The following is a 19248-nucleotide window of genomic DNA, read 5'->3' as shown; positions in this document are numbered from 1 at the left end:
CGCGGCGCACACTCGGGGCGATGGAGTGGAATTGTTATGGGGTGTTTGCCCCATTGGAAGAGATTGCGGCTTCCGGTTTTGATGCAGGCGGGGGCTGATCGAGCACTTCACGCAGCTTCTGCGCGAGAGCGGCGGGGGTGAAGGGCTTTTGCAGCAGCGCCGTGCCCTGGTTCAAGACGCCTTGATGGGAGATGGCGTTGGCGGTGAAGGCGGAAGTGAAGAGGGTGCGGGTGTGCGGACTGGTGGCGTGCACCCGTTCCGCGAGCTCCCTGCCGTTCATCTGCGGCATGACGAAATCGGTGAACAAGAGATCGATCTGGCCGGGGAGGTGAGCCTCCTGCAAGCCCAGGGCTTCGATGCCGTTGGCGGCGGCCAGCACGGTGTAGCCCAGGCGCTGGAGCAAGGCGCCGGCCATCTCCCGCAGGGCGGGGTCGTCCTCGACGAGGAGGATGGTTTCAGTGCCATGAGGCAGACCGGGGACGGTGGTGCGTAAAGGAACCGGGCCGGAGGCGGCGGCGGCCTGCGGCAGGTAAATTTTGAAGGTGGTGCCCACATTGGGCTCGCTGTAGACGGAGATGTGCCCGCCGCTCTGCTTGATGATGCCGTAGCAGGTGGCGAGGCCGAGGCCGGTGCCTTCGCCCACGCCTTTGGTGGAAAAGAAGGGCTCAAACACGCGGGCCTGGACTGCGGGGCTCATGCCGGTGCCGGTGTCGGAGATGGCGAGCATCACGTAGTCACCGGGCTTGAGGTCGGGATGGCGCTCCGCGCTGGCCTGATCAAATGAGACATTGGCTGTTTCGAGGGTGAGCCTGCCACCGCCGGGCATGGCATCACAGGCATTCATGACGATGTTGACGATGACTTGTGAGATCTGCCCCGCATCCGCCTTCACCAGGCGGAGCCCGGGCTCGGGGATGTTGCGAATGTCGATGTCATGCCCCGCCAGATGCCGCACCGTGCCTGCCATGCCGGCGAGGACGGAGTTGAGATTGAGCATTTCCGTCTGCAGCGTTTGCTTGCGACCGTAGGCGAGAAGCTGGCGCGTCAGGATGGCGGCCCGTCCGGCAGCCTGATTGATGGCGGTGACTTTGCCGGCCAGCGGACTGGCTGAAGGGAGATCTTCGAGGAGCAGCTCACTCTGGCCGATGATGGCGGTCAGAATGCTGTTGAATTCATGCGCCACGCCACCGGCCAGCTTGCCCACGGTTTCCATTTTCTGGGATTGCACGAGCTGGGCTTCGAGGCGCTTGCGTCCGGTGATGTCGCGCTGAATGGCCACAAAGTGCGTGATTTCACTCCTGGCATTGCGGAGGGGGGCGATCTGCCACTCCAGCACAAACTCGGTGCCGTCTTTGCGGTAGTTGATGATCTCCCCGGAAAAGGTGTCCCCCGCTTCCAGGCTGCGCCGCAGGCGGTCGAGCACGGTGCGGTCGGTGAGCGGTCCCTGCAGCAAACGAGGGGTGAGGCCCAGGACTTCCGCCGCCGTGTAGCCGGTCATCTGAGTGAAGGCGGGATTGACGAAGATGATTTTCGGGCCGGGCAGGTCGAGTTGAGCCTCGGTGATCATGATGGACTCCTTCGACTGCTTCACGGCGGAGCTCAGCAGGCGCAGCGACTCCTCCGTGCGCTTGCGCTCGCTGATGTCCTGAATCTGGGCGATGAAGTAGCGCGGCTGCTGCTGGCTGTCGCGCACGAGCGACACATTGAGCAGCACGGTGACGAGATGACCGGCGGCATGGATGTAGCGCTTCTCGGACTGGTAGACACGGCTTTCGCCGGAGGTGAGCTGGCGCACGCACTCGAGGCTGTCGGGGAGGTCATCGGGATGGGTGATGTCCTGGAAGCTGCGGGTGAGCAGCTCTTCCTCGGTGTAGCCGACGAGCTTGCAGAGGGCGCGGTTGACCTTGAGCCACCGCCCCGTGGGAGAGGACAGCGCGACGCCGATGGGGGCATGCTCAAAGGCGCCGGAGAAGCGCTCCTCGCTTTCCCGCAGCGCCTCCTCGGCCACTTTGCGCTCCGTGATGTCGTCAAAGACGGCGACGAAGTGCCCCTTTTGGTGGCTGTAAACGGCGATGGAGAACCACACCCCCAACGCTTTCAAATGGGTCTCACAGCGCTCCGGTTCGCCGGTCGAGGCCACTCGCTCATACATCTCAAACAGCGGCATGTTGGTTTCGTAAAAGTCGGGAACGACTTCGCTGATGGGTTTTCCGACCACATTTTTCAACCCGGTGAGCTTTTCAAAAGCGCTGTTGACCTCCAGGTAGATGAAGTCCCGCGTCTGGCCCTCCTCATGCACCATGCGGCAATGCGCGTATCCTTCCAGCATGTTCTCAAACAGCGAATGATAGCGGAATTCGCTTTCGCGGAGAGCCTCCTCCGTGCGTCTGCGCTCGGTGATGTCGTGAACCATGGCGATGAGGCCGGTCACTTTTCCATCCTTGTCGCAGACCGGCATCTTGTCGGTCTGCACCCAGAGTTCCTGGCCCTCCGGCCCCTGCAGCTTTTCGATGATGCCCAGTTTGGCAGTTTTCGAATGGATGACCTCCAGATCGTCGGCGTAATACCCGGCCGCTTCTTTGGGGAAGATCTCCTCGGCGGTTTTTCCTTCGATCTCCGCGATGGGCAGGCCCGTTGCCTCGGCCACGCGTTGATTGACCCTGATGAAGCCGTTTTGGGTGTCCTTGAACCAGATCATCGCGGGCATCAGGTCAAAGAGAACACGCAGCTCCGCCTGCTGTTTTTGCAGGGACTCCTCGTGCACTTTGTGGCTGGTGATGTCCACGCAGGTGCCCGTCATGCAGGCAGGTTTGCCTGCTTCATCAAAGCTGGTCCTGCCTTTGTTATCCAGCCAGTGGAGGCTGCCATCCGGCCAGAGGACGCGGAATTCCATGTCAAAATCGGCGCCATCGCTGGCGCAACGCCGGAAGCGTTCGATCACGCCGGCGAGGTCATCGGGATGCACAGTGGCGAGGAAGGTTTCCAAGGTGCGGACCGTCTGTGCTGCAGGGAGGCCGAAGAGCGCATGCATGGCATCATCCGAGACCACTTCATTGGAGCGGATGTCCCACCGGAAGGTGCCGGTGTGGGAGGCCCGCAGCGCGGCACGCACCCGCTCTTCACTTTCGCGCAGGGCGGCCTCCCTCTGCTTGAGCTCGGTGATGTCTCGAAACGTCCAGATCCGGCCGTAGAAGGCGCCATCCTTGCCGAGGACAGGAGATGAATAGCGGTCCAGCACCGTGCCGTCTGTCAGTTCAATTTCATCACGGCTGATTTCAGACGGATGGGCATAGAGATGGACCACTTTTTCGCGGAACTGGTCCGGATGCCGGGTCATGTCCATCACCCACCGGACTTGCCGGGTGTCGTCGGGGTCCTCCACGATGTGGCGGGGGATTTTGAAGAGATCGGCGGTGCGCTGGTTTTGCAGGATTTTCCGGCCCTGGGAGTCCACCACGATGACGCCATCGATGGTGGAGTTGACCTGGGCCTCCAGAAAGGCGCTTTTCCAGTTCAGCTCCTCCTGCGCCCGGCTGAGGCGGGCCGCAGTTTCCCGCAGTTCCGCTTCGAGGGCTTCGCAGCGGTGTTGGTCAGGCTTGGCGGCTGAAAGGGGCGCTTGCATGAAGGCTTCAGGCGTTCAGGAGATCGCGTACTTTGCGGGACAGGGTGGCGGGGGTGTAGGGCTTGGGCAGGAAATCCACACCAGCATCCAGCACACCATGATGTGAGATGACATCATCCGTGTAGCCGGAGGTGAAGAGGATTTTGAGGCCGGGGTAGGTGACCTTGAGCCACTCAGACATCACCTTGCCGCCCATCACGGGCATGACGACATCGGTGAGGACGAGGCTGATCGGCGGCCCTTGGTGGGTCTGCGCCAGGTTGAGCCCCTCCTGGCCGTTGATGGCGGGGATGACGTGATAACCCTGGTTTTTCAGCACTTCCACGGCGAGTTGGCGCACGGAGGGATCATCCTCCACCACAAGGAGGGTTTCGGTGCCGCGTGGCAGCGGGCCGCCGGCGGACGATGAGGATTGAGCGGCTGCTGCGGCGGTGAGAGCCGGCGGCTGCTGGACGCAGGGAAAGTGAATCTGGAAAAGGGTGCCTTTGCCAAGCTCACTGTGAACCGTGATGAAGCCGCCGGACTGCTGGACGATGGTCTGACACGTGGCGAGCCCGAGGCCGGTGCCTTTGCCTGCGGGCTTGGTGGTGAAAAAGGCCTCGAAGATGCGTTCCTTGACTTCAGGGGGCATGCCGCTGCCGGTATCACTGACACTGAGCCTCATGTAGTCTCCGGGTGTGGCGCCGGGATTTTCGCGGGTGAAGTTTTCATCCAGCGTGACCCTGCTGGTGGCGATGGTGAGCCTGCCGCCGTCCGGCATGGCGTCGCGGGCATTGACGGCGAGGTTCATGAGCACCTGCCCGATGTAGCCGGGGTCTGCCATGATGTGCCCGGGCTGGGTGCCGGGAACGAGGGTCAGGATGATGTTTTCATCGATAAGGCGCTGCAGCATCTGCTCCAGATCGCGCAGGATGACATTGAGATCGGTGATGACGGGCTGCACGGTTTGTTTGCGGCCAAAGACGAGGAGCTGGAGAGTGAGCCCGGCAGCCCGCTCTGAGGCGCGCCTAATTTCTGTGACCGGAGTGCGCAGGGGATCGGTGGCGGCGAGCTTCATGAGCATGATGTCGCTGTAGCCCATGATGACGCCGAGGATGTTGTTGAAGTCATGAGCGACACCGGCGGCGAGCTGGCCGATGACCTCCATTTTTTGAGCCTCGATGAACTGGGCCTCCAGCCGCCGGCGTTCGGCACGCTCCGCGACTTCCTGCATGGCACGGCGCACGGCGGGAACGAGCCGCGAGAGCCGCATTTTCAGGACATAATCAGTGGCGCCGCTCCGGAGTGAATCGATGGCGAAGTCCTCCCCCATCGTCCCGGACACGAGAATGACGGGCAGATCGGGACATCTGGCGCGCACGAGGGCGGTGGCGGAGAGGCCGTCAAAGTCAGGCAGGGTGTAGTCTGAGAGGATCAGATCAAAGCCGCCGCCGTCCAGAGCCGCCGCGAATTCAGCGCGGTTACGCACGCAGGTGACGGAGCAGGAGAGGCCGCCGCTTTTGAGGTGGTAGAGAATGAGAGCGGCATCGTCCGGATTGTCTTCCAGGTGCAGGATGCGAAGAGGGGGGCTCATTTGGACCTCTTTTCGTGACAAGTGAGCGCGCTGCCGGGCTGGGCATGAAGTTGGCAGCCCCCGGCGAGCGGGATGTTTACAAGGTGGTGTCGTTCAATGTACATGAGGGGGGCCTTCGGAGGGAAGCAAAAAAGTCCGGCACTGGCAGACCGGGCACCAAGTCCTGCGCCGTCTCAAGGTGCGGCCAGCAAGTCCGTGCCGTGGAGCGCCGCGTCTGCGTGCTGTGCCCTGCCTGAGCGTCATCTGTTTTGCGCCTGGGCGATGTTACTGGTTACAATGGGTTGGAAATCCTCAAAGGTGGGGGTTGGGTGGGTTCATTAGGAAGGTTGCCTGAGTGTTTGATAAGTTCGGGGCAATCAGAATGCGAAGCACATAAATGAGGCTTTAAATGCTCCTGCTTTGAAAGCAGCCGTGGAACTAAGATGCACATTTAATAAGGATAGGCACATCAGTTTGGCGGCGGTTCATTGAGTTTTCCCCAGAAGGCGCCGATCTGGCGGACGGAGGTGATGAAGCCCTGGTAATCCACGGCTTTGACAACGTAGCCGTTGACGCCATGGCGGTAGCATTCGGCGAGGTCGGTGGTTTCGCGGGAGGAGGAGAGGACGACGACGGGGATGGCTTTCAGCAGTGCGTCGGATTTGATGGTCTTGAGGACTTCGAGTCCGTCGAGCCTGGGCATTTTGAGATCCAGCAGCACGAGGACGGGATCGCCGCGGAGACGGTAAGCATACGCACCCCGATGGTACAAATAGTCCAAAGCCTCGGCACCATCGTGCACCACGAAAACGTGGTCGGCGAGATGGTGCTGCTCGAGAGCGGCGAGCATGAGCTGCACATCCTGGAGATCGTCCTCCACCAGGAGAATGCTCTTGAGGGTTTCGGGTGAGGTCATTCCTTTGAGTGAGTTTGGGTGGGAAGGGAGAAATAAAAGGTGGCGCCGCCATCCACCGCGCCATCCGCCCAGACGCGGCCGCCATGGCGGAGGATGATGCGCTGGACATTGGCGAGGCCGATGCCGGTGCCCTCGAACTTGTCCTGGCTGTGGAGGCGCTGAAACACGCCGAAGAGCTTGGCGGCGTAACGGGGGTCAAAGCCTGCGCCGTTGTCGCGGACGAAGATGACGGTTTCATCTTCGCCGACATTGGAGCCGCCGATCTCGATGCGGGTTTCAGCGCATTCACTGGTGAACTTCACGGCATTGGAGATGAGATTGACCATGACCTGGCGGAGCAGGGCGGGGTTTCCCCACACCGCCGGGAGTGGGTGGATGAGCCAGTGGATGTTTCGTCTGATGGTTTCTTTGTGAAAATCTCCCAAGGTCTCGCGCACGAGGTCATCGAGGCTGCATTCCTGCTTTTCCATGGCTGTTTGTGCGATGCGGGAGAAGGCGAGGAGGTCATCGATCAAAGCACCCATGCGCTTGGCTGCCTGCGTGACGGTACTGAGGTGGCGGAGACTGCTCTCGGAGAGGGAGGGGCCGGCGTCCTGCTGCAGCAGCTCGACAAAACCCATGATGTGCCGCAGCGGCGCGCGGAGGTCATGGGAGACGGAGTAGCTGAAGGCTTCCAGCTCACGGTTGGCGGCCTGGAGCTGCGCGGTGCGCTCAGTGACGCGCTGCTCCAGCTCGGCATTGAGGCGGTGGATTTCATCCTCCGCGTGTTTGCGCTGGGTGATGTCGCGGATGTTGCACTGGATGACCTTGTGGTCTCCGGCCTGATAGACGTTGCTGACAAACTCCACGGCGATGTGGCGGCCATCCCGCGTTTCGAGCGGCAGGTTTTCATAGCGGGCGTAGCCGTATTCCTGCAGCCGCTCGAGCATGGCCTGATTGGACTCGATGTCCTTGAAGGGGCTGAGTTCGCCGACGGTTTTTCCGCCCATCTCAGCGTGTGTGAAGCCGAGAAGCTCGGTCAGAAAGGGGTTCACATCGGTGATGCGTCCCGTATCCACCTCCAGGATGAGGATGCCATCCCGCGCGGCTTCAAACAAGCGGCGGTAGCTGATCTCCGAGGCACGCAATGCGGATTCATGCTCGGAAGGCCGTGAGGAAGCTGCGGTCGGTGAAATCATGGTGGGAGCAAGGTGTCTGCTCCGGGGGCAGGAACCATGGGGTGTACTACCCATGCCAATGTGCGTGACCGCAGAGGAGCTCAAGCCTTGCCAGGAACTATCAGCTCGATGAGCATGGGGGCGATCTCCGTCAGGGGGAGGATGAAGTCGACATCGCCGGTGGCGATGGAGCTCTGAGGCATGCTGAAATCCTGCGAGGTGGGGCGGTCCTGGGCGATGACTTTGCCGCCACGGTCCTTGATGATCTGCACGCCGAATGAGCCGTCGCCATCGCCACCGGTGAGGACCACGGCGATGGCATGGGATTGATAAACTTCGGCGACGGAGGCGAAGAGGGGCTCGGCGGAGGGGCGGGCAAAATGGATTTTTTCCGCCTCGTCTGAGGACAGTGCAATGCGGCCGCCTTTGACGACGGACATGTGATGATTGGGCGGTGCGACAAAGACGCTGGAATGACAGAGAATGTTGCCGGTCTGGGCCTGCCGTACTTCCAACTTGGAGCGGCTGCCCAAGATCTCGGCCAGCAGGCTTTTGTGCACGGGAGAAAGGTGCATGACGATGGCGATGGCGGCGGGGAAGTCTGCCGGGAGTCCGCCGAGAATGACTGAGAGGGCATGCAGGCCACCGGCGGAGGCGGCCATGGCTATGACGCACTGGGCGGGAATGCAGGGAGGCGCGGTCATGAGTCTCGGGGGAGGGGATTCATCTGCCGCTGCAGAGGGACTCGGCCTTGAGTTCTGCCTCGGCCTGGAGCCAGTCCTGGACATCGCGCCCGCTGGCTTCGCCGTGGTTTTCAAAGTGGAGGAAGGCGCGGCGTGCGACCGCTTCGGCGGCGGGTGGCAAGACGTCCTGCTGCTGCCGCGGGGTCAGGGACTCGTGACTGGCGGCCGGGTGGAGATGCGCGGTGTGTGCGGGGCTGAGTGTCATGGCATCCACACCATCCTATGCGGCCCCCGGTTTAGCCATGGGGTCTACACCCCAAAGGGGATCAGATGATCGTCACCTGGACGCTGTTTTCAATGATGCCCATGGAGATGGCGTAGCGGGTGAGGCCGGCGGTGTCGTGGATGTTGAGCTTGTCCATGAGGCTCTGGCGATGTTTCTCGACGGTCTTGACGCTGATGTGGAGTTCATCGGCGGTTTCCTTGTTGGCCTTGCCTTCGGCGATGAGCTGCAGCACTTCCATCTCACGTGCGCTGAGGGTGGGGACGGCCTTGCCGGGGAGCTCACCCTGATCGCGGGCTTTCTGCTTTTGATGATTGCGGCGTTTGGCGATGATGGGGCTGAAGTAGGTCTTGCCCTGGTGAACGGCGCGAATGGCCTCAGGGAGGACATGGGCGGCGGTCTGCTTGATGAGATAACCGGAGGCGCCGATGGCCATGACCATGGCGACGTAGGCATCATCACTGTGGGCGGAGAGGATGAGAATCTTGGTGCCGGGGAAGGACTGGAGGATCTGGCGGGTGGCCTCCATGCCATTGAGCAGGGGCATGGCGATGTCCATGACGACGACATCCGGGCGCACCTTGGTGACGAGTTCCACGGCCTGGCGGCCGTTCTCGGCTTCGGCGACGACCTTGATGTCGGGTTCCAGATTGAGCATGGCGCGCAGGCCTTCGCGGACGATCTGGTGGTCTTCGGCGAGCAGGACGTTGATGGAGTTCATAATGAGTTCAGTTTACAGCGGGATTGCCTGGCAAGAGGAGAATTCTTACCTCAATTTCCGTGCCGGTGGGGGGCTGGAGCCGGGGTGCTTCATGGGATTTGCACCAACGAGTGATGGATGGGCTTGAAGAAATCGTGCCCCTGATAAACCTCGCGGATGGCCCGGGCGAGGATCTGCGAGTCGCTTTGCTTGACGAGGTACCCGGCGGCGCCGAGATCCCTGGCCTGCTGGATGTAGGCCTCCTCGTCGTAGGCGGTCAGCACGATGATCTTGGTGGAGGCGGGGGTGCATTCGCGAATGCGGGAGATGGCGTCGAGCCCGCTGAGCAGGGGCATGGCGAGATCCATGACGACGACATCCGGGGCGAGCTTGTTGGCGAAGGCGACGGCCTGATGACCGTTGGCGGCTTCACCGACCACCTGAATGTCAGGCTCCAGGGCGAGCAGTGCGCGGAGGCCTTCACGGACAATGGTGTGATCATCTGCGAGAAGAACGGTGATGGGGGTCATGAGAGGACTGCGTGGGTGAGTTTGCTGGGGCAAAAGAAGGCGGTGCCATGATGGGCTCCGCGAATCGCCTCAGGCAGGAAGAGGGTGTCGGTTTGTTTGACGAGATAGCCCGATGCGCCGAAGGCCATGGCCTGCGCGATGTAAACGTCGTCACAGTGGGAGGAAAAGACCAGGACCTTGGGCTTGACGGTGAACTGCATGATGAGGCGGGTGGCCTCGATGCCATTGATCAGGGGCATGGAGACATCCATGATGACGACGTCCGGACAGAGCTGGCGGGTGAGCGACACGGCCTGGCGGCCGTTTTCGGCTTCGCCGATGACGTGGAGGTCGGATTCTGTCAGCAAAAGTTCGCGCAGGCCTTCGCGGATGATGCGGTGGTCTTCAGCCAGCAGGATAGTGATGGGGAGCATGGAGGGGGGAGGGATTTTTCATGAGTTCGTTTGAATCTGCGGGGATCTCCACCAGGACGGTGGTGTGCTGGCCGGGCACGGAGGCGACGCAGAAGGTGCCGCCGATGATCTCGACGCGCTCACGCATGCCGAGGAGGCCCAGACGGCTGGAGCCTTTGGCCGGGGAGGCGTCGTCTCCGGCAAAGCCCTGGCCGTTGTCTGTGATGACCATGCTATGGATGCCGTCGTGCTTCTGAATGCTGATGTCAACGCGTGTGGCTCTGGCATGGCGGACGACATTGGTGAGGGCCTCCTGAGCGACGCGGTAGAGGACGGTGCGGCCGGGGCTGCCCAGCTCTTCCACGCCTGCATCCGTTTTCAGATTGACCTCAAGGCCGGTCTGCTGGGTGATGTCTTTCAAATAGGACTCGAGTGCGGGGATCAGGCCCAGGTCATCGAGCATGGCCGGACGGAGATCACGGGCGAAGCGATGCACGGTGTCCACCGACTCTGCGACGAGCTGCTGAGTCTGGGCGATTTTCTCGCGGAGCTCCTGAGTGCTGGTGCAGTTCTCCTTTTGCAGGAGAGAGAGGCGCATGTTGATGCCGGTGAGAGTCTGGGCGATGACGTCATGAAGCTCACGGCTGATGCGTTTGCGCTCGTCTTCCTGAGCCTGCAGTGCCTGGTGTGAGAGGTGCCTGAGCTGCTGCTGCATCTGACGTGAAGTTTCCAGGAGCTCGTCGGACGTGGCCTGGCTGGTGCGGAGGGCGTCCTCCACGGTTTTGCGATGAAGGATTTCGAGCTCCAGCTTTTGATTGGAAGCGGCGAGCACCTCGGCGCGGTGCTGCACCTCCTCGGCGTGCTTGCGTGCGGTGATGTCCTCCTGGATGCTGACAAAGTGGATGATGTCGCCTTTGGCGTCCTTGACCGGGGCGATGGTTTGATCGGAAACATACAGGTCTCCGTTTTTGTGACGGTTGGTGATCTGGCCGCTCCAGACATGGCCGGAGAGAACGGTCTGCCAGAGGTTTTGATAGAAGGCCTGGTCATGGGCGTCTGAGCGAACAATACTGGCCTTCTGACCGAGGGCTTCAGAGGCCTGATAGCCGGTGAGGAGGGTGAAGGCGGGATTGATGTATTGAATGATGCCGCCATGATCGGTGATGAAGATGGCGTTTCCCGCGGACTCCATGGCAGTGTTGGCGAGCTGCAAGGCGGCGAGGGTCTGCTTGCGCTCGCTGATGTCGTAAAAGCAGTTGATGACGCTGGTGATTTGATCGCTGTCGTTTTTTTGCGGCCGTATGTTCATGATCACGGTGACCTGAGTGCCGTCCGGCCGGTCGATGAGCACCTCCACATCGCAAATGGCGGGAAGCAGGCCATGCAGAACATCGGCGACGGGGGACTGAGCGAAGGGGATGCAAGTGCCGTCCGGGTGAAGCTGCCTGAAAGAACCGCAGAATTTTTGATCGGTGTCCCCCAGTGCGGGTTTGCGGCCCCAGAGCTCTGTGGCGCGGAGATTGTATTCCTGAATCCTGCCTGCTGCATCGCAGCAATAAATGGCCATGGGCCCGAGCTCAAACAAGGTGAGGTAGCGTGCCTCGCTGGTGCGCAGGGCCTCCCCGGCCAGGGCAATGATCTGATGGAGCTGGGGCGGTGCGGAGTCGGGCATGCGTTGCTGGTGCAGGCCATGCGCCGAGGCGGGGACTTCGGCGGGTGATTCACTCGGAGTGTTCATGGGCATTCCAGGGAGGTGGTGTCGCAGGACGGTTTCACTGACTTGGGTTTGGCGCTGTGGCCTCGGATGAAATCTCGACCAGGATGGTGGTGCCTTTGCCTGGGGCGGACTCCACGCAGAAGGTGCCGCCGATCATCTCGACGCGCTCACGCATGCCGAGCAGGCCGAGGCGGTTGTTCTTCTTGGCGCTGCTTTTTCCTTTCACGGTGAAGCCGCAGCCGTTGTCGGTGATTTTCATGCGGATGCCGCCGTGGGGATTCTGGATGCTCAGGTCCGCCTGGCTGGCCTGCGCATGACGCGCCACATTGGTGAGGGCCTCCTGGGCGATGCGGTAGAGGACGGTGCGGATGGCGCCGTCCGCCTGCTCAATGCCGGCAAAGGCCTGCAAGCTGACGCGGATGCCGGTGTCCTGCATGTAGGAGGTCATGAAGGACTGCAGCGCGGGGATGAGCCCGAGATCATCCAGCACGGAGGGGCGCAGCTCGCGCGCGAAGCGGTGGACGATGTCGACGGATTTTTCCACGAGCTCCTGCGTACTGGAGATCTTGCCCTGCAGTGTCTTGTTGCTGACGGTGGAGTCTGTCTTCAGGGCCGCGAGGCGGACATTGATGCCTGTGAGGGTCTGGGCGATGACATCGTGCAGCTCGCGGCTGATTTTTTTGCGCTCCTCCTCCTGGGCGGTGAGGAGCTGACGCGAGAGCTGCCGGAGCTCCTCCTGCAATTCGCGGGATTTTTTGAGCAGGTCGCTGGAGGTCTGCTGGCTGATGCGGAGGGACTCCTCCATGGCCCTGCGCTGTTCGACTTCCTGCCGGAGCTCCTCCACGGTGGCGGCGAGCTCCTGGGTGCGCAGGCTGAGGGTCTGGACCATGTGATTGAGCTGGATATTGGCCTCGCGCGCGCCGCGGTGAGTTTCCTCAAGCGGTGTGATGGCTTCGGCAAAAAACAGGCCGGCGCGCCCCATGAGACCATCGCTGGTGCTGGAGGAGTAACCGGGCAGCACGAGAGAGACGAGGGCGACCTCATGCATGCGTGCGAGATCGAGCGTCTCCAGCCCGAGGGCGATGGCCTGGCGTCCGAGCTCGTGAGCGGGGGCTATGCTGGCACCCGGGCCTTCCTTTAAGAAGTGCTGCAGTGCTGCGTGGTAGAGACGCGAAAGATCCGTGCGCTTAAATTTCATGGGGAATGCCGAACTCGTGGGCGAAGTGGTTGATGGTTTTCACGGCAGCCTCCACGAGCTGCTGCGTGGTGGCTATTTCCTGGGTGATGCCTTCATGCCTGGCGGACATCTGCTTTTTCAAGGTAAGCAGCCGCATGTGGATGCCAAGCAGGGACTGGCCAATGTCGTCATGGAGCTGGAGGCTCATTTTTTTGCGCTCCACTTCGTCTGCGGACATGATTTTGCGCGCCATGTCCTTGAGCTGCTGCTCAAGCTGGCGGGATTCGAGGAGCAGCTGGCTGGAGGTGCGTTCACTGTTCTCCAGCGCGGCCTCGGCGGTCATGCGTTCGGTGATGCCCTGCTGGAGGTGACGATGGGAATCTGCGAGATCCAGCGTGCGCTGACCCAGGCGCTCCTGGAGCTGCTGCAAGTCGGCGCCGGACTCGCGAGCCAGGCGGTGGGTTTTTTCGATGGGGACGATGGCTTCGGTGAAAAAGCCCTCCGCACGCCGCGTCATCTCGCTTCGTGTGCTGGGCGAGCCATCAGGGGGAATGAGCACGGCCAGGGCCTGATGGTGGACTTTGGCCAGGTCCAGTGTCTCGAGTTCCATGTTTACCGCCTCCGTACCCAGTGCATGGGCGGGCAGGAGGCTCGCCTGGCGGCCTTGCTCCAAATGGGTGCGCAATGCCGCCAGGTAATGGGCGGACAATTGGCTCAACAGGGATTCACTCATGCTTGTACTGGAAGGACAGCATTCGAGCCAGCAAGGCTTGATCCTTTGCTGGTACGGCTGCTGGGCGTCAGTTATCGGCCAGCGCTGAAAAACTAACCATGGGGTGAAACCCTACCTGCTGACATTCGTTCAACTAGAGTGTCTCTGTTCGGGGGCGGCGGTGGCGATGACTTCGGGCGGCAGCAGGGCGGAGGCGCCGGTGTAGGCATTGATGGCGCGCTTTTGAGCGAGATCTGTCTCGGCGTCTTCGACAGATTTCTCGGCTTCCAGCGCCTGCTCCAGAAGCTGGCGTGCGGCCTCGTCACTGAACCTGAGCGGTGGTTCAGTGAGGGGCGGGGAAGGTGGGTGATTCATGTCTTGGGGGCAGGGGATGCAAAAATGCGATGGGGGGTAACCCGAATCCAGGTGAAGTGTCACTTGGAGTGGCGTCGGCGGTTGCTGTGGATGGCAACCACCGCTTTTTCATTTCCTCGTGGGGCTCAGGACTTCTTCAGCAGGTTCTTCCACCAGGCATCGTAGGCGGTCATGGGGGTGCCGAGCGGGGTGTGTTCATACAGCCATGTGAGGGGCTGGTAGATTGTGGTGACCGCAGCAGGGACGTCGCCATGGATGCGCTGGCTGGAATACAGGGCCATCACCGGACCGTGGCTGAGCAGGTAGACGGCGAAAAGCTGAAGCAGGGTGAGGAGGCAGCCGGATCGGGAGGAGGAACTCATGGTGAAAGACTAGCGAGATCACCACTGCGGCCAATGGGGTGAACACTCCATGGCGAAACCGAGGGGTGCGGGTCATTGTGTGGCTTGACGAGCAGCGGGGCGCATTTGGTTCCGACCACCTGCAGGCTCAGCGGCGAATTCATTCCAGCCACCACCCTTTAAAGTCTCCACCACCATGTCTCAGACCTCTGTTTTCTGCTTCGCCTCCTCGCGCGCCCAGGCGGGTCACATCGTTGATCAGCTCAAGGCTGCGAGATTCTCCAGCGATGACATCACGGCTCTGCTGACGGATCAGAATGGGGGGCATAAATCTGGGCAGGTGCGACATACCAAGATGCCTGAGGGAGTCGTTGCTGGTCTGGGCATCGGCGGCGCACTGGGCTGGATTGCGGGGATCGGCGTGCTGGCCATTCCGGGCTTCGGCGATTTCATTGACGCCAGTCCCGTGCTGGCCGCGCTGACGGGTACGGCGATCGGAGCCGTGTCTGGTGCGGTCTGCGGCGGATGGATCGGCAGGAGCATCCATGACCGAGATGTCAGACATGGCACCGAGCTCCTGCAGGAGGGCAGCATCCTCATCTCCGTGCATGCTGAGAACTCTTCAGAGATCACGTGCGCAGAAGTCATCTTTGCCCACGGAGGAGGGCAGGGGATATGCACCCGAGGAGAGGAGGCCGATCCAGAGAGAAACCGGGCCACGGAGATCATCGCATATCCGGCTGCTCACGGCCAGGGCTGAGACCTTCTGCATCGCTTTGTCATGAGGTGATGCGGGTTATACCCCATGGCAGATGAGGCGCGCGCGACCTAACTTTTTAAAGAGACTCAGGCAGGCGCCGCGCCGCCAGCCATCCACTCCTGAGATCTTTCAACCACGACATGAGCCAAACCCCCATGATAGCCCCCACGATACCACCGCCCGAAAGCCCTCCCGCCAGTGTGAACGTCCAACTCGCCGACTACCTCGGCGCGCAGAAGGAGGTGATCCTTAATGAATGGCTTTCGCGAGTGCATGGCGACGCCGCCATTATCGCGAGCGAAACCCTGAACACGGTGGCGCTCAAAAACCACCTGCCTGAGATTTTTGAGAACCTGGTGAAGACGCTGCGCTTTTACGGCAGCGATGTCGTGGCGGAAAAGTCGCTCAAAGATGCGGAGGAGCACGGTGCGACGCGGCTGAGGCAGGGGTATGAACTGCCTGAAATGCTGCGCGAGCTGATGCACCTGCGCGCGATTTTGATCTACCACCTGCGTCAGTTTGAAGGCCTGCACCCGGAGTTTGGCGCGGCGTCCACGCTGTTCATCTCCACGACGATGCATCGTTTCATTGATGAGATGATGATTGATGCGACCGAGGAGTATCTGTGGTCTCAGCTGAGCCTGCAGGATCAAATTCACCAGGGGCGCATCAAGTGGTAACCGCTGCCAAGGCAACGGCAAGAACGCGTGAGCAGCTGAGCACGCTGGCGGCCCACCTGGGAAAGCAGCGGGAGGTGATCCTGCAACGCTGGCGCACTGCGACGGAGAATGTGGCGGAACTGGACATCGCGTCGTCATTGACGCGGCTGCAGTTCAACGACCACATTCCCGGCGTGCTGGATTCACTGGCCCTGAGGCTGCGCGCGTGGCCGCAGGTGGAGAGCGCGCAGGCGCAGCAGAATGAAAAGGACCAGGTGATCGAGCATGGTCTGCAGCGCTGGCAGCAGGGCTACCAGCTGCGCGAGCTGACGCAGGAGTGGGGCCAGCTGCAGATGGCGGTGATGGAGGAGCTGGAGGCCTATGCGCCGGCGCATCCCCATCTGGAGCCGCCCGTCCTGCCGACGGCACGGCGCGCGTGGGCGCAGCTGTGCTGGGAAGGCATCAGCGACAGCGCCACGCAGTACTGGCGGCTGCACCAGGCGGAGGCGAACGGACATGTGCGTGAACTGGAGCAGGCGCTGGCCACACTGAATGATCTGGACCGGGCGCGTGCGGCCGCATGGCGTGAAGCCACGCATGATCTGCAGGGCAGCCTGAGCGTGGTGTCAGGCGCGACGTACGTGCTGGACCGCAAGAATGTGACGGAGCCGATCCGGCATGAGTTTGCCAGTTTGCTGCAGAAGGGCGTGGCATCTCTGAATGACATGCTCAAGGACCTGATGAGTCTGGCGCGACTGGATGCCGGGCTGGAAACCCGCAAGGTGGTGGCGTTTGATGCGGGAGTGCTGCTGGCGGATTTCTGCCTGACGTCCACGCCACTGGCGCAGGCGCGCGGACTGTATCTGAAGATGCTGGGACCGGACTCCCTGCGGGTGCATGGCGACCGGGCCAAGATCCAGCGCATCCTGCAAAACCTGCTGCTCAATGCGCTCAAGTACACGCAGAGCGGCGGCGTCACCGTGATCTGGGGACCTGGCCAGGGGAGTGAAACGAATGACTGGATGTTCTGTGTGCAGGACACCGGCCCCGGACTGGACGCTGGTCCGGGGGCACCGCTGGCACGGCAGCTTTATGAAGCCACGCAAACCGCGCACGCGGCGGATGACATTCATGCCCAGGACCGCACGGCGGGAGATCTGGCCAACGCACCCACGGTGCCTGCGCAGTCCGCGACACTTCCGGCAAGTCAACTGCCCGGAGAGGGCGTGGGGCTTTCCATCGTGAAACGTCTGTGCGAGCTGCTGGATGCGAGCCTGGAACTGGAGACCAGTCCGGGTGCGGGCTCCACGTTTCGTGTGGTGCTGCCACGGCACTATAACAAGAGTGTAAAATAAAAGAGTAGGGTAACACCCCATCGCATATGAGTTGAATGGCCTGTAATTGTTTGGCCTGCGAGTCCAACACGACTTCGCAGGAAAACCAAACAACCCCCCCATGAAACCCAGAACTAACACACTCCTGTCAACAACGACGCTCGCCTTGTGCGGCATGTTCCTCCTCACACCGCATGGTGTGGCAGCAGAGAAAGACACCCTGAACACCGCTGACGTGGAATTCGTCAAGCATGAGGCCGCCGCCGGCATGGCGACGGTGCAGATCGCCGGACTCGGCGTGAAGAAAGCCACCCGCCCGGAAGTGAAGACCTTTGCCGAGATGATCGTCAAAGAGCACACCGCCGCCAATGAGGAGCTGAAGAAGCTCGCGGCCACCAAGGGCGTGGAGCTGTCCGCTGTGATCGATGCCAAGCATGCTGAAATGTTTCAGAAGCTGGAGCAGTACAGCGGCACTGAGTTCGACAAAGAGTTTCTCGATGTCGCGGTGAGCGGCCACAAGAAATGCGTGGGTCGTTTTGAAGACGCCGCGAAGGACAGCCAGGACAATGATGTGAAGACGTGGGCGGCCAAAATGCTGCCAGCACTCCAAGCTCATCTGGCCCAGGCCGAGGAGCTCAATGGCAGCCCTGCCACCCGCACAACGAAGGATGGCAGCACAACCAGCACAACAAAGAATGCTGACAACACCGAACGCAACATGCGTGACCGTGATGCGCGCACACTGACTCCGCTGGACCAGGGCAACAGCCAGCCTGACCTCGACACCACGGCGCAGATCCGCAAGGAGATCGTCGGTGGGAAAGACATGTCGATGAACGCGAAGAACGTCAAGATCATCACCAACGGCGGCAAGGTGACGCTGCGTGGCCCGGTGAACTCCGCTGAGGAAAAACGCATCATCGGTGAGATCGCCGAGCGCGTGGCCAAGGCCGGGAATGTGACCAACCAGCTGGAAGTGAAAGCCGACAGCAACTGATCCCCCCTTTTTTAAACACACCCTTTTTTACCCAACCAAACCCAACCCCAAAACCAACCCATATGTCCAAAAAATCTGTCTTCTGCATTGCCACTTCCCGCGCCCAGGCTGATCAAATCGCTGATCAACTCAAGGCTGCGAACTTCTCCAACAACGACATCTCGGCGCTGTTTGCTGACAAAGAAACCAGCCACGACTTCGCCCACGAGAAAAACACCAAGGCTCCTGAAGGCGCCGTCACCGGTGCGGGCACCGGCGGCATCATCGGCGGTGCGCTGGGCTGGATCGCCGGCATTGGCGCCCTGGCCATTCCCGGCCTTGGGCCGTTCATTGCAGCCGGTCCAATCATGGCGGCACTCAGCGGAGCGGCCATCGGTGCGGCTGCCGGCGGCATCGCTGGTGGTTTGATCGGTATGGGCATCCCTGAGCTCGAAGCCAAGCGCTATGAAGGCAAGCTTCAGGAAGGCAACATCCTGATCTCCGTGCACACGGAGAACGACGACGAAATCACCCGTGCCAAGGACATCTTCACCCACGCTGGTGCTGAAGACATCTGCACCACGAGTGAATCGGCCACGCCAGAGGTGGCGGATCGCCGGGCCTAATTCGAACCCCCTTCCTGCGGCCGGGGCAGCCTGGCCGCAGGATTTTTTTAATCTTCAAAAATCATCCCCCCCAACGAACATGAAAACACTACAAGATCTATTTCTTGGCGAACTCGCAGACATCTATGACGCCGAGCACCGGCTGGTCAAAGCTTTGCCCAAGATGGCCAAGGCCGCGACATGCACCCATTTGAAAGATGCCATCCTTGCGCATCTGGAGGAAACGAAAGGCCATGTGACGAAGGTCGAGCAGGTCTTCGAATGCTTTGACAAAAAAGCCAAGGGCAAAACCTGCAAGGCCACGGTGGGCCTGCTGGAGGAGGGCGACGAGATCGCGGAGGAATATGCCGACTCACCGTCCATCAACGCCGCATTGATCGCCGCCGCGCAGAAGGTGGAGCATTACGAAATCGCTTCCTATGGCTGCCTGCATGCATGGGCGGTGCGACTGGGCAATGACGCGGCGGCGGACATCCTGCAGGAAATCCTGGACGAGGAGAAGGCCGCGAACGACGCCCTCTCTGATCTGGCACTGGAGCGCAGCAATGACGAAGCGCTGGACGAGTCCGACGCCGAGGCCAAAGCCGATGCCGCTGATAAAAAACCGGCGGCGAAAAAGGCGGCTGCGGGCAGCAAGAAAGCCAGCGCCTAATTCCACCCAAACACAAAGGCACTCCATGAAAACACTGATCACGCGCAAAACAACAGACGGTAAAATCGGCTGGGCGCTGCTGTG

At 61.2% G+C, this 19248-nt stretch carries 20 protein-coding genes; 6 read left to right on the top strand and 14 right to left on the bottom strand.

The window, feature by feature from the left end; genetic code table 11:
• Positions 1 to 34: 34 nt before the first annotated feature.
• From AC24GY_RS16870 to AC24GY_RS16805, 14 genes are all read right to left on the bottom strand, one after another.
• Entirely contained in the window at positions 35 to 3622 is a 3588-nt protein-coding gene (locus tag AC24GY_RS16870) for a hybrid sensor histidine kinase/response regulator (protein WP_487685458.1), read from the bottom strand.
• A gap of 7 nt (positions 3623 to 3629) precedes the next feature.
• On the bottom strand, positions 3630 to 5195 hold the full coding sequence (locus tag AC24GY_RS16865; RefSeq protein WP_487685455.1) for a response regulator: 1566 nt from the start codon (positions 5193 to 5195) through the stop codon (positions 3630 to 3632).
• 448 nt (positions 5196 to 5643) lie between these two features.
• Positions 5644 to 6090 (bottom strand): response regulator, encoded by a 447-nt coding sequence (locus AC24GY_RS16860; RefSeq protein WP_487685453.1) that lies wholly within the window; start codon positions 6088 to 6090, stop codon positions 5644 to 5646.
• On the bottom strand, positions 6087 to 7268 hold the full coding sequence (locus AC24GY_RS16855; protein ID WP_487685450.1) for a sensor histidine kinase: 1182 nt from the start codon (positions 7266 to 7268) through the stop codon (positions 6087 to 6089). Before AC24GY_RS16855 ends, AC24GY_RS16860 begins: the two co-directional genes overlap by 4 nt.
• 80 nt (positions 7269 to 7348) lie before the next feature.
• Complete coding sequence (locus tag AC24GY_RS16850; protein WP_487685447.1) at positions 7349 to 7909, bottom strand: chemotaxis protein CheB; 561 nt, start codon at positions 7907 to 7909, stop codon at positions 7349 to 7351.
• Positions 7910 to 7970: 61 nt separating this feature from the next.
• Positions 7971 to 8195, bottom strand: a complete 225-nt coding sequence (locus AC24GY_RS16845) for a DUF2934 domain-containing protein (RefSeq protein ID WP_487685444.1) — start codon at positions 8193 to 8195, stop codon at positions 7971 to 7973.
• A 61-nt stretch (positions 8196 to 8256) separates the two neighbouring features.
• The gene (locus AC24GY_RS16840) at positions 8257 to 8934 is read right to left on the bottom strand and encodes a response regulator (protein ID WP_487685441.1); all 678 of its coding nucleotides are present in this window, start codon (positions 8932 to 8934) and stop codon (positions 8257 to 8259) included.
• A gap of 89 nt (positions 8935 to 9023) precedes the next feature.
• Entirely contained in the window at positions 9024 to 9443 is a 420-nt protein-coding gene (locus AC24GY_RS16835) for a response regulator (RefSeq protein WP_422320911.1), read from the bottom strand.
• Positions 9440 to 9856, bottom strand: coding sequence for a response regulator (locus AC24GY_RS16830; protein WP_487685436.1), 417 nt, complete (start codon positions 9854 to 9856; stop codon positions 9440 to 9442). The genes AC24GY_RS16835 and AC24GY_RS16830 overlap by 4 nt, the downstream gene beginning before the upstream one ends.
• Positions 9828 to 11573 (bottom strand): PAS domain-containing sensor histidine kinase, encoded by a 1746-nt coding sequence (locus AC24GY_RS16825; protein WP_487685433.1) that lies wholly within the window; start codon positions 11571 to 11573, stop codon positions 9828 to 9830. Before AC24GY_RS16825 ends, AC24GY_RS16830 begins: the two co-directional genes overlap by 29 nt.
• Positions 11574 to 11607: 34 nt before the next feature.
• Entirely contained in the window at positions 11608 to 12750 is a 1143-nt protein-coding gene (locus tag AC24GY_RS16820; protein ID WP_487685429.1) for an ATP-binding protein, read from the bottom strand.
• Complete coding sequence (locus AC24GY_RS16815) at positions 12740 to 13462, bottom strand: histidine kinase (protein WP_487685426.1); 723 nt, start codon at positions 13460 to 13462, stop codon at positions 12740 to 12742. Before AC24GY_RS16815 ends, AC24GY_RS16820 begins: the two co-directional genes overlap by 11 nt.
• A gap of 129 nt (positions 13463 to 13591) precedes the next feature.
• Positions 13592 to 13816, bottom strand: a complete 225-nt coding sequence (locus tag AC24GY_RS16810; protein WP_487685423.1) for a hypothetical protein — start codon at positions 13814 to 13816, stop codon at positions 13592 to 13594.
• Positions 13817 to 13941: 125 nt separating this feature from the next.
• Positions 13942 to 14178, bottom strand: a complete 237-nt coding sequence (locus AC24GY_RS16805) for a hypothetical protein (RefSeq protein ID WP_422320904.1) — start codon at positions 14176 to 14178, stop codon at positions 13942 to 13944.
• Positions 14179 to 14353: 175 nt separating this feature from the next.
• On the opposite strand from AC24GY_RS16805, the gene AC24GY_RS16800 reads away from it, so the two are divergent.
• The 6 genes from AC24GY_RS16800 (at position 14354) to AC24GY_RS16775 (ending at position 19164) form a co-directional block, all read left to right on the top strand.
• Entirely contained in the window at positions 14354 to 14917 is a 564-nt protein-coding gene (locus AC24GY_RS16800; RefSeq protein ID WP_487685419.1) for a DUF3341 domain-containing protein, read from the top strand.
• Between the two features lie 140 nt (positions 14918 to 15057).
• Positions 15058 to 15597, top strand: coding sequence for an RsbRD N-terminal domain-containing protein (locus tag AC24GY_RS16795; RefSeq protein ID WP_487685416.1), 540 nt, complete (start codon positions 15058 to 15060; stop codon positions 15595 to 15597).
• On the top strand, positions 15591 to 16931 hold the full coding sequence (locus AC24GY_RS16790) for a sensor histidine kinase (protein WP_487685413.1): 1341 nt from the start codon (positions 15591 to 15593) through the stop codon (positions 16929 to 16931). Before AC24GY_RS16795 ends, AC24GY_RS16790 begins: the two co-directional genes overlap by 7 nt.
• Before the next feature lie 100 nt (positions 16932 to 17031).
• Positions 17032 to 17907 carry a DUF4142 domain-containing protein gene (locus AC24GY_RS16785; RefSeq protein ID WP_487685410.1) on the top strand — a complete coding sequence of 292 codons (876 nt, stop codon included), beginning with the start codon at positions 17032 to 17034 and terminating at the stop codon, positions 17905 to 17907.
• Positions 17908 to 17969: 62 nt separating this feature from the next.
• The gene (locus AC24GY_RS16780) at positions 17970 to 18512 is read left to right on the top strand and encodes a DUF3341 domain-containing protein (protein WP_487685408.1); all 543 of its coding nucleotides are present in this window, start codon (positions 17970 to 17972) and stop codon (positions 18510 to 18512) included.
• 79 nt (positions 18513 to 18591) lie between these two features.
• Complete coding sequence (locus AC24GY_RS16775) at positions 18592 to 19164, top strand: ferritin-like domain-containing protein (protein ID WP_487685405.1); 573 nt, start codon at positions 18592 to 18594, stop codon at positions 19162 to 19164.
• Positions 19165 to 19248: the final 84 nt, after the last annotated feature.

The sequence above is a fragment of the Prosthecobacter sp. Pr1 genome (assembly GCF_057652315.1).
This window is presented reverse-complemented; position numbering and strand designations above follow the sequence as displayed.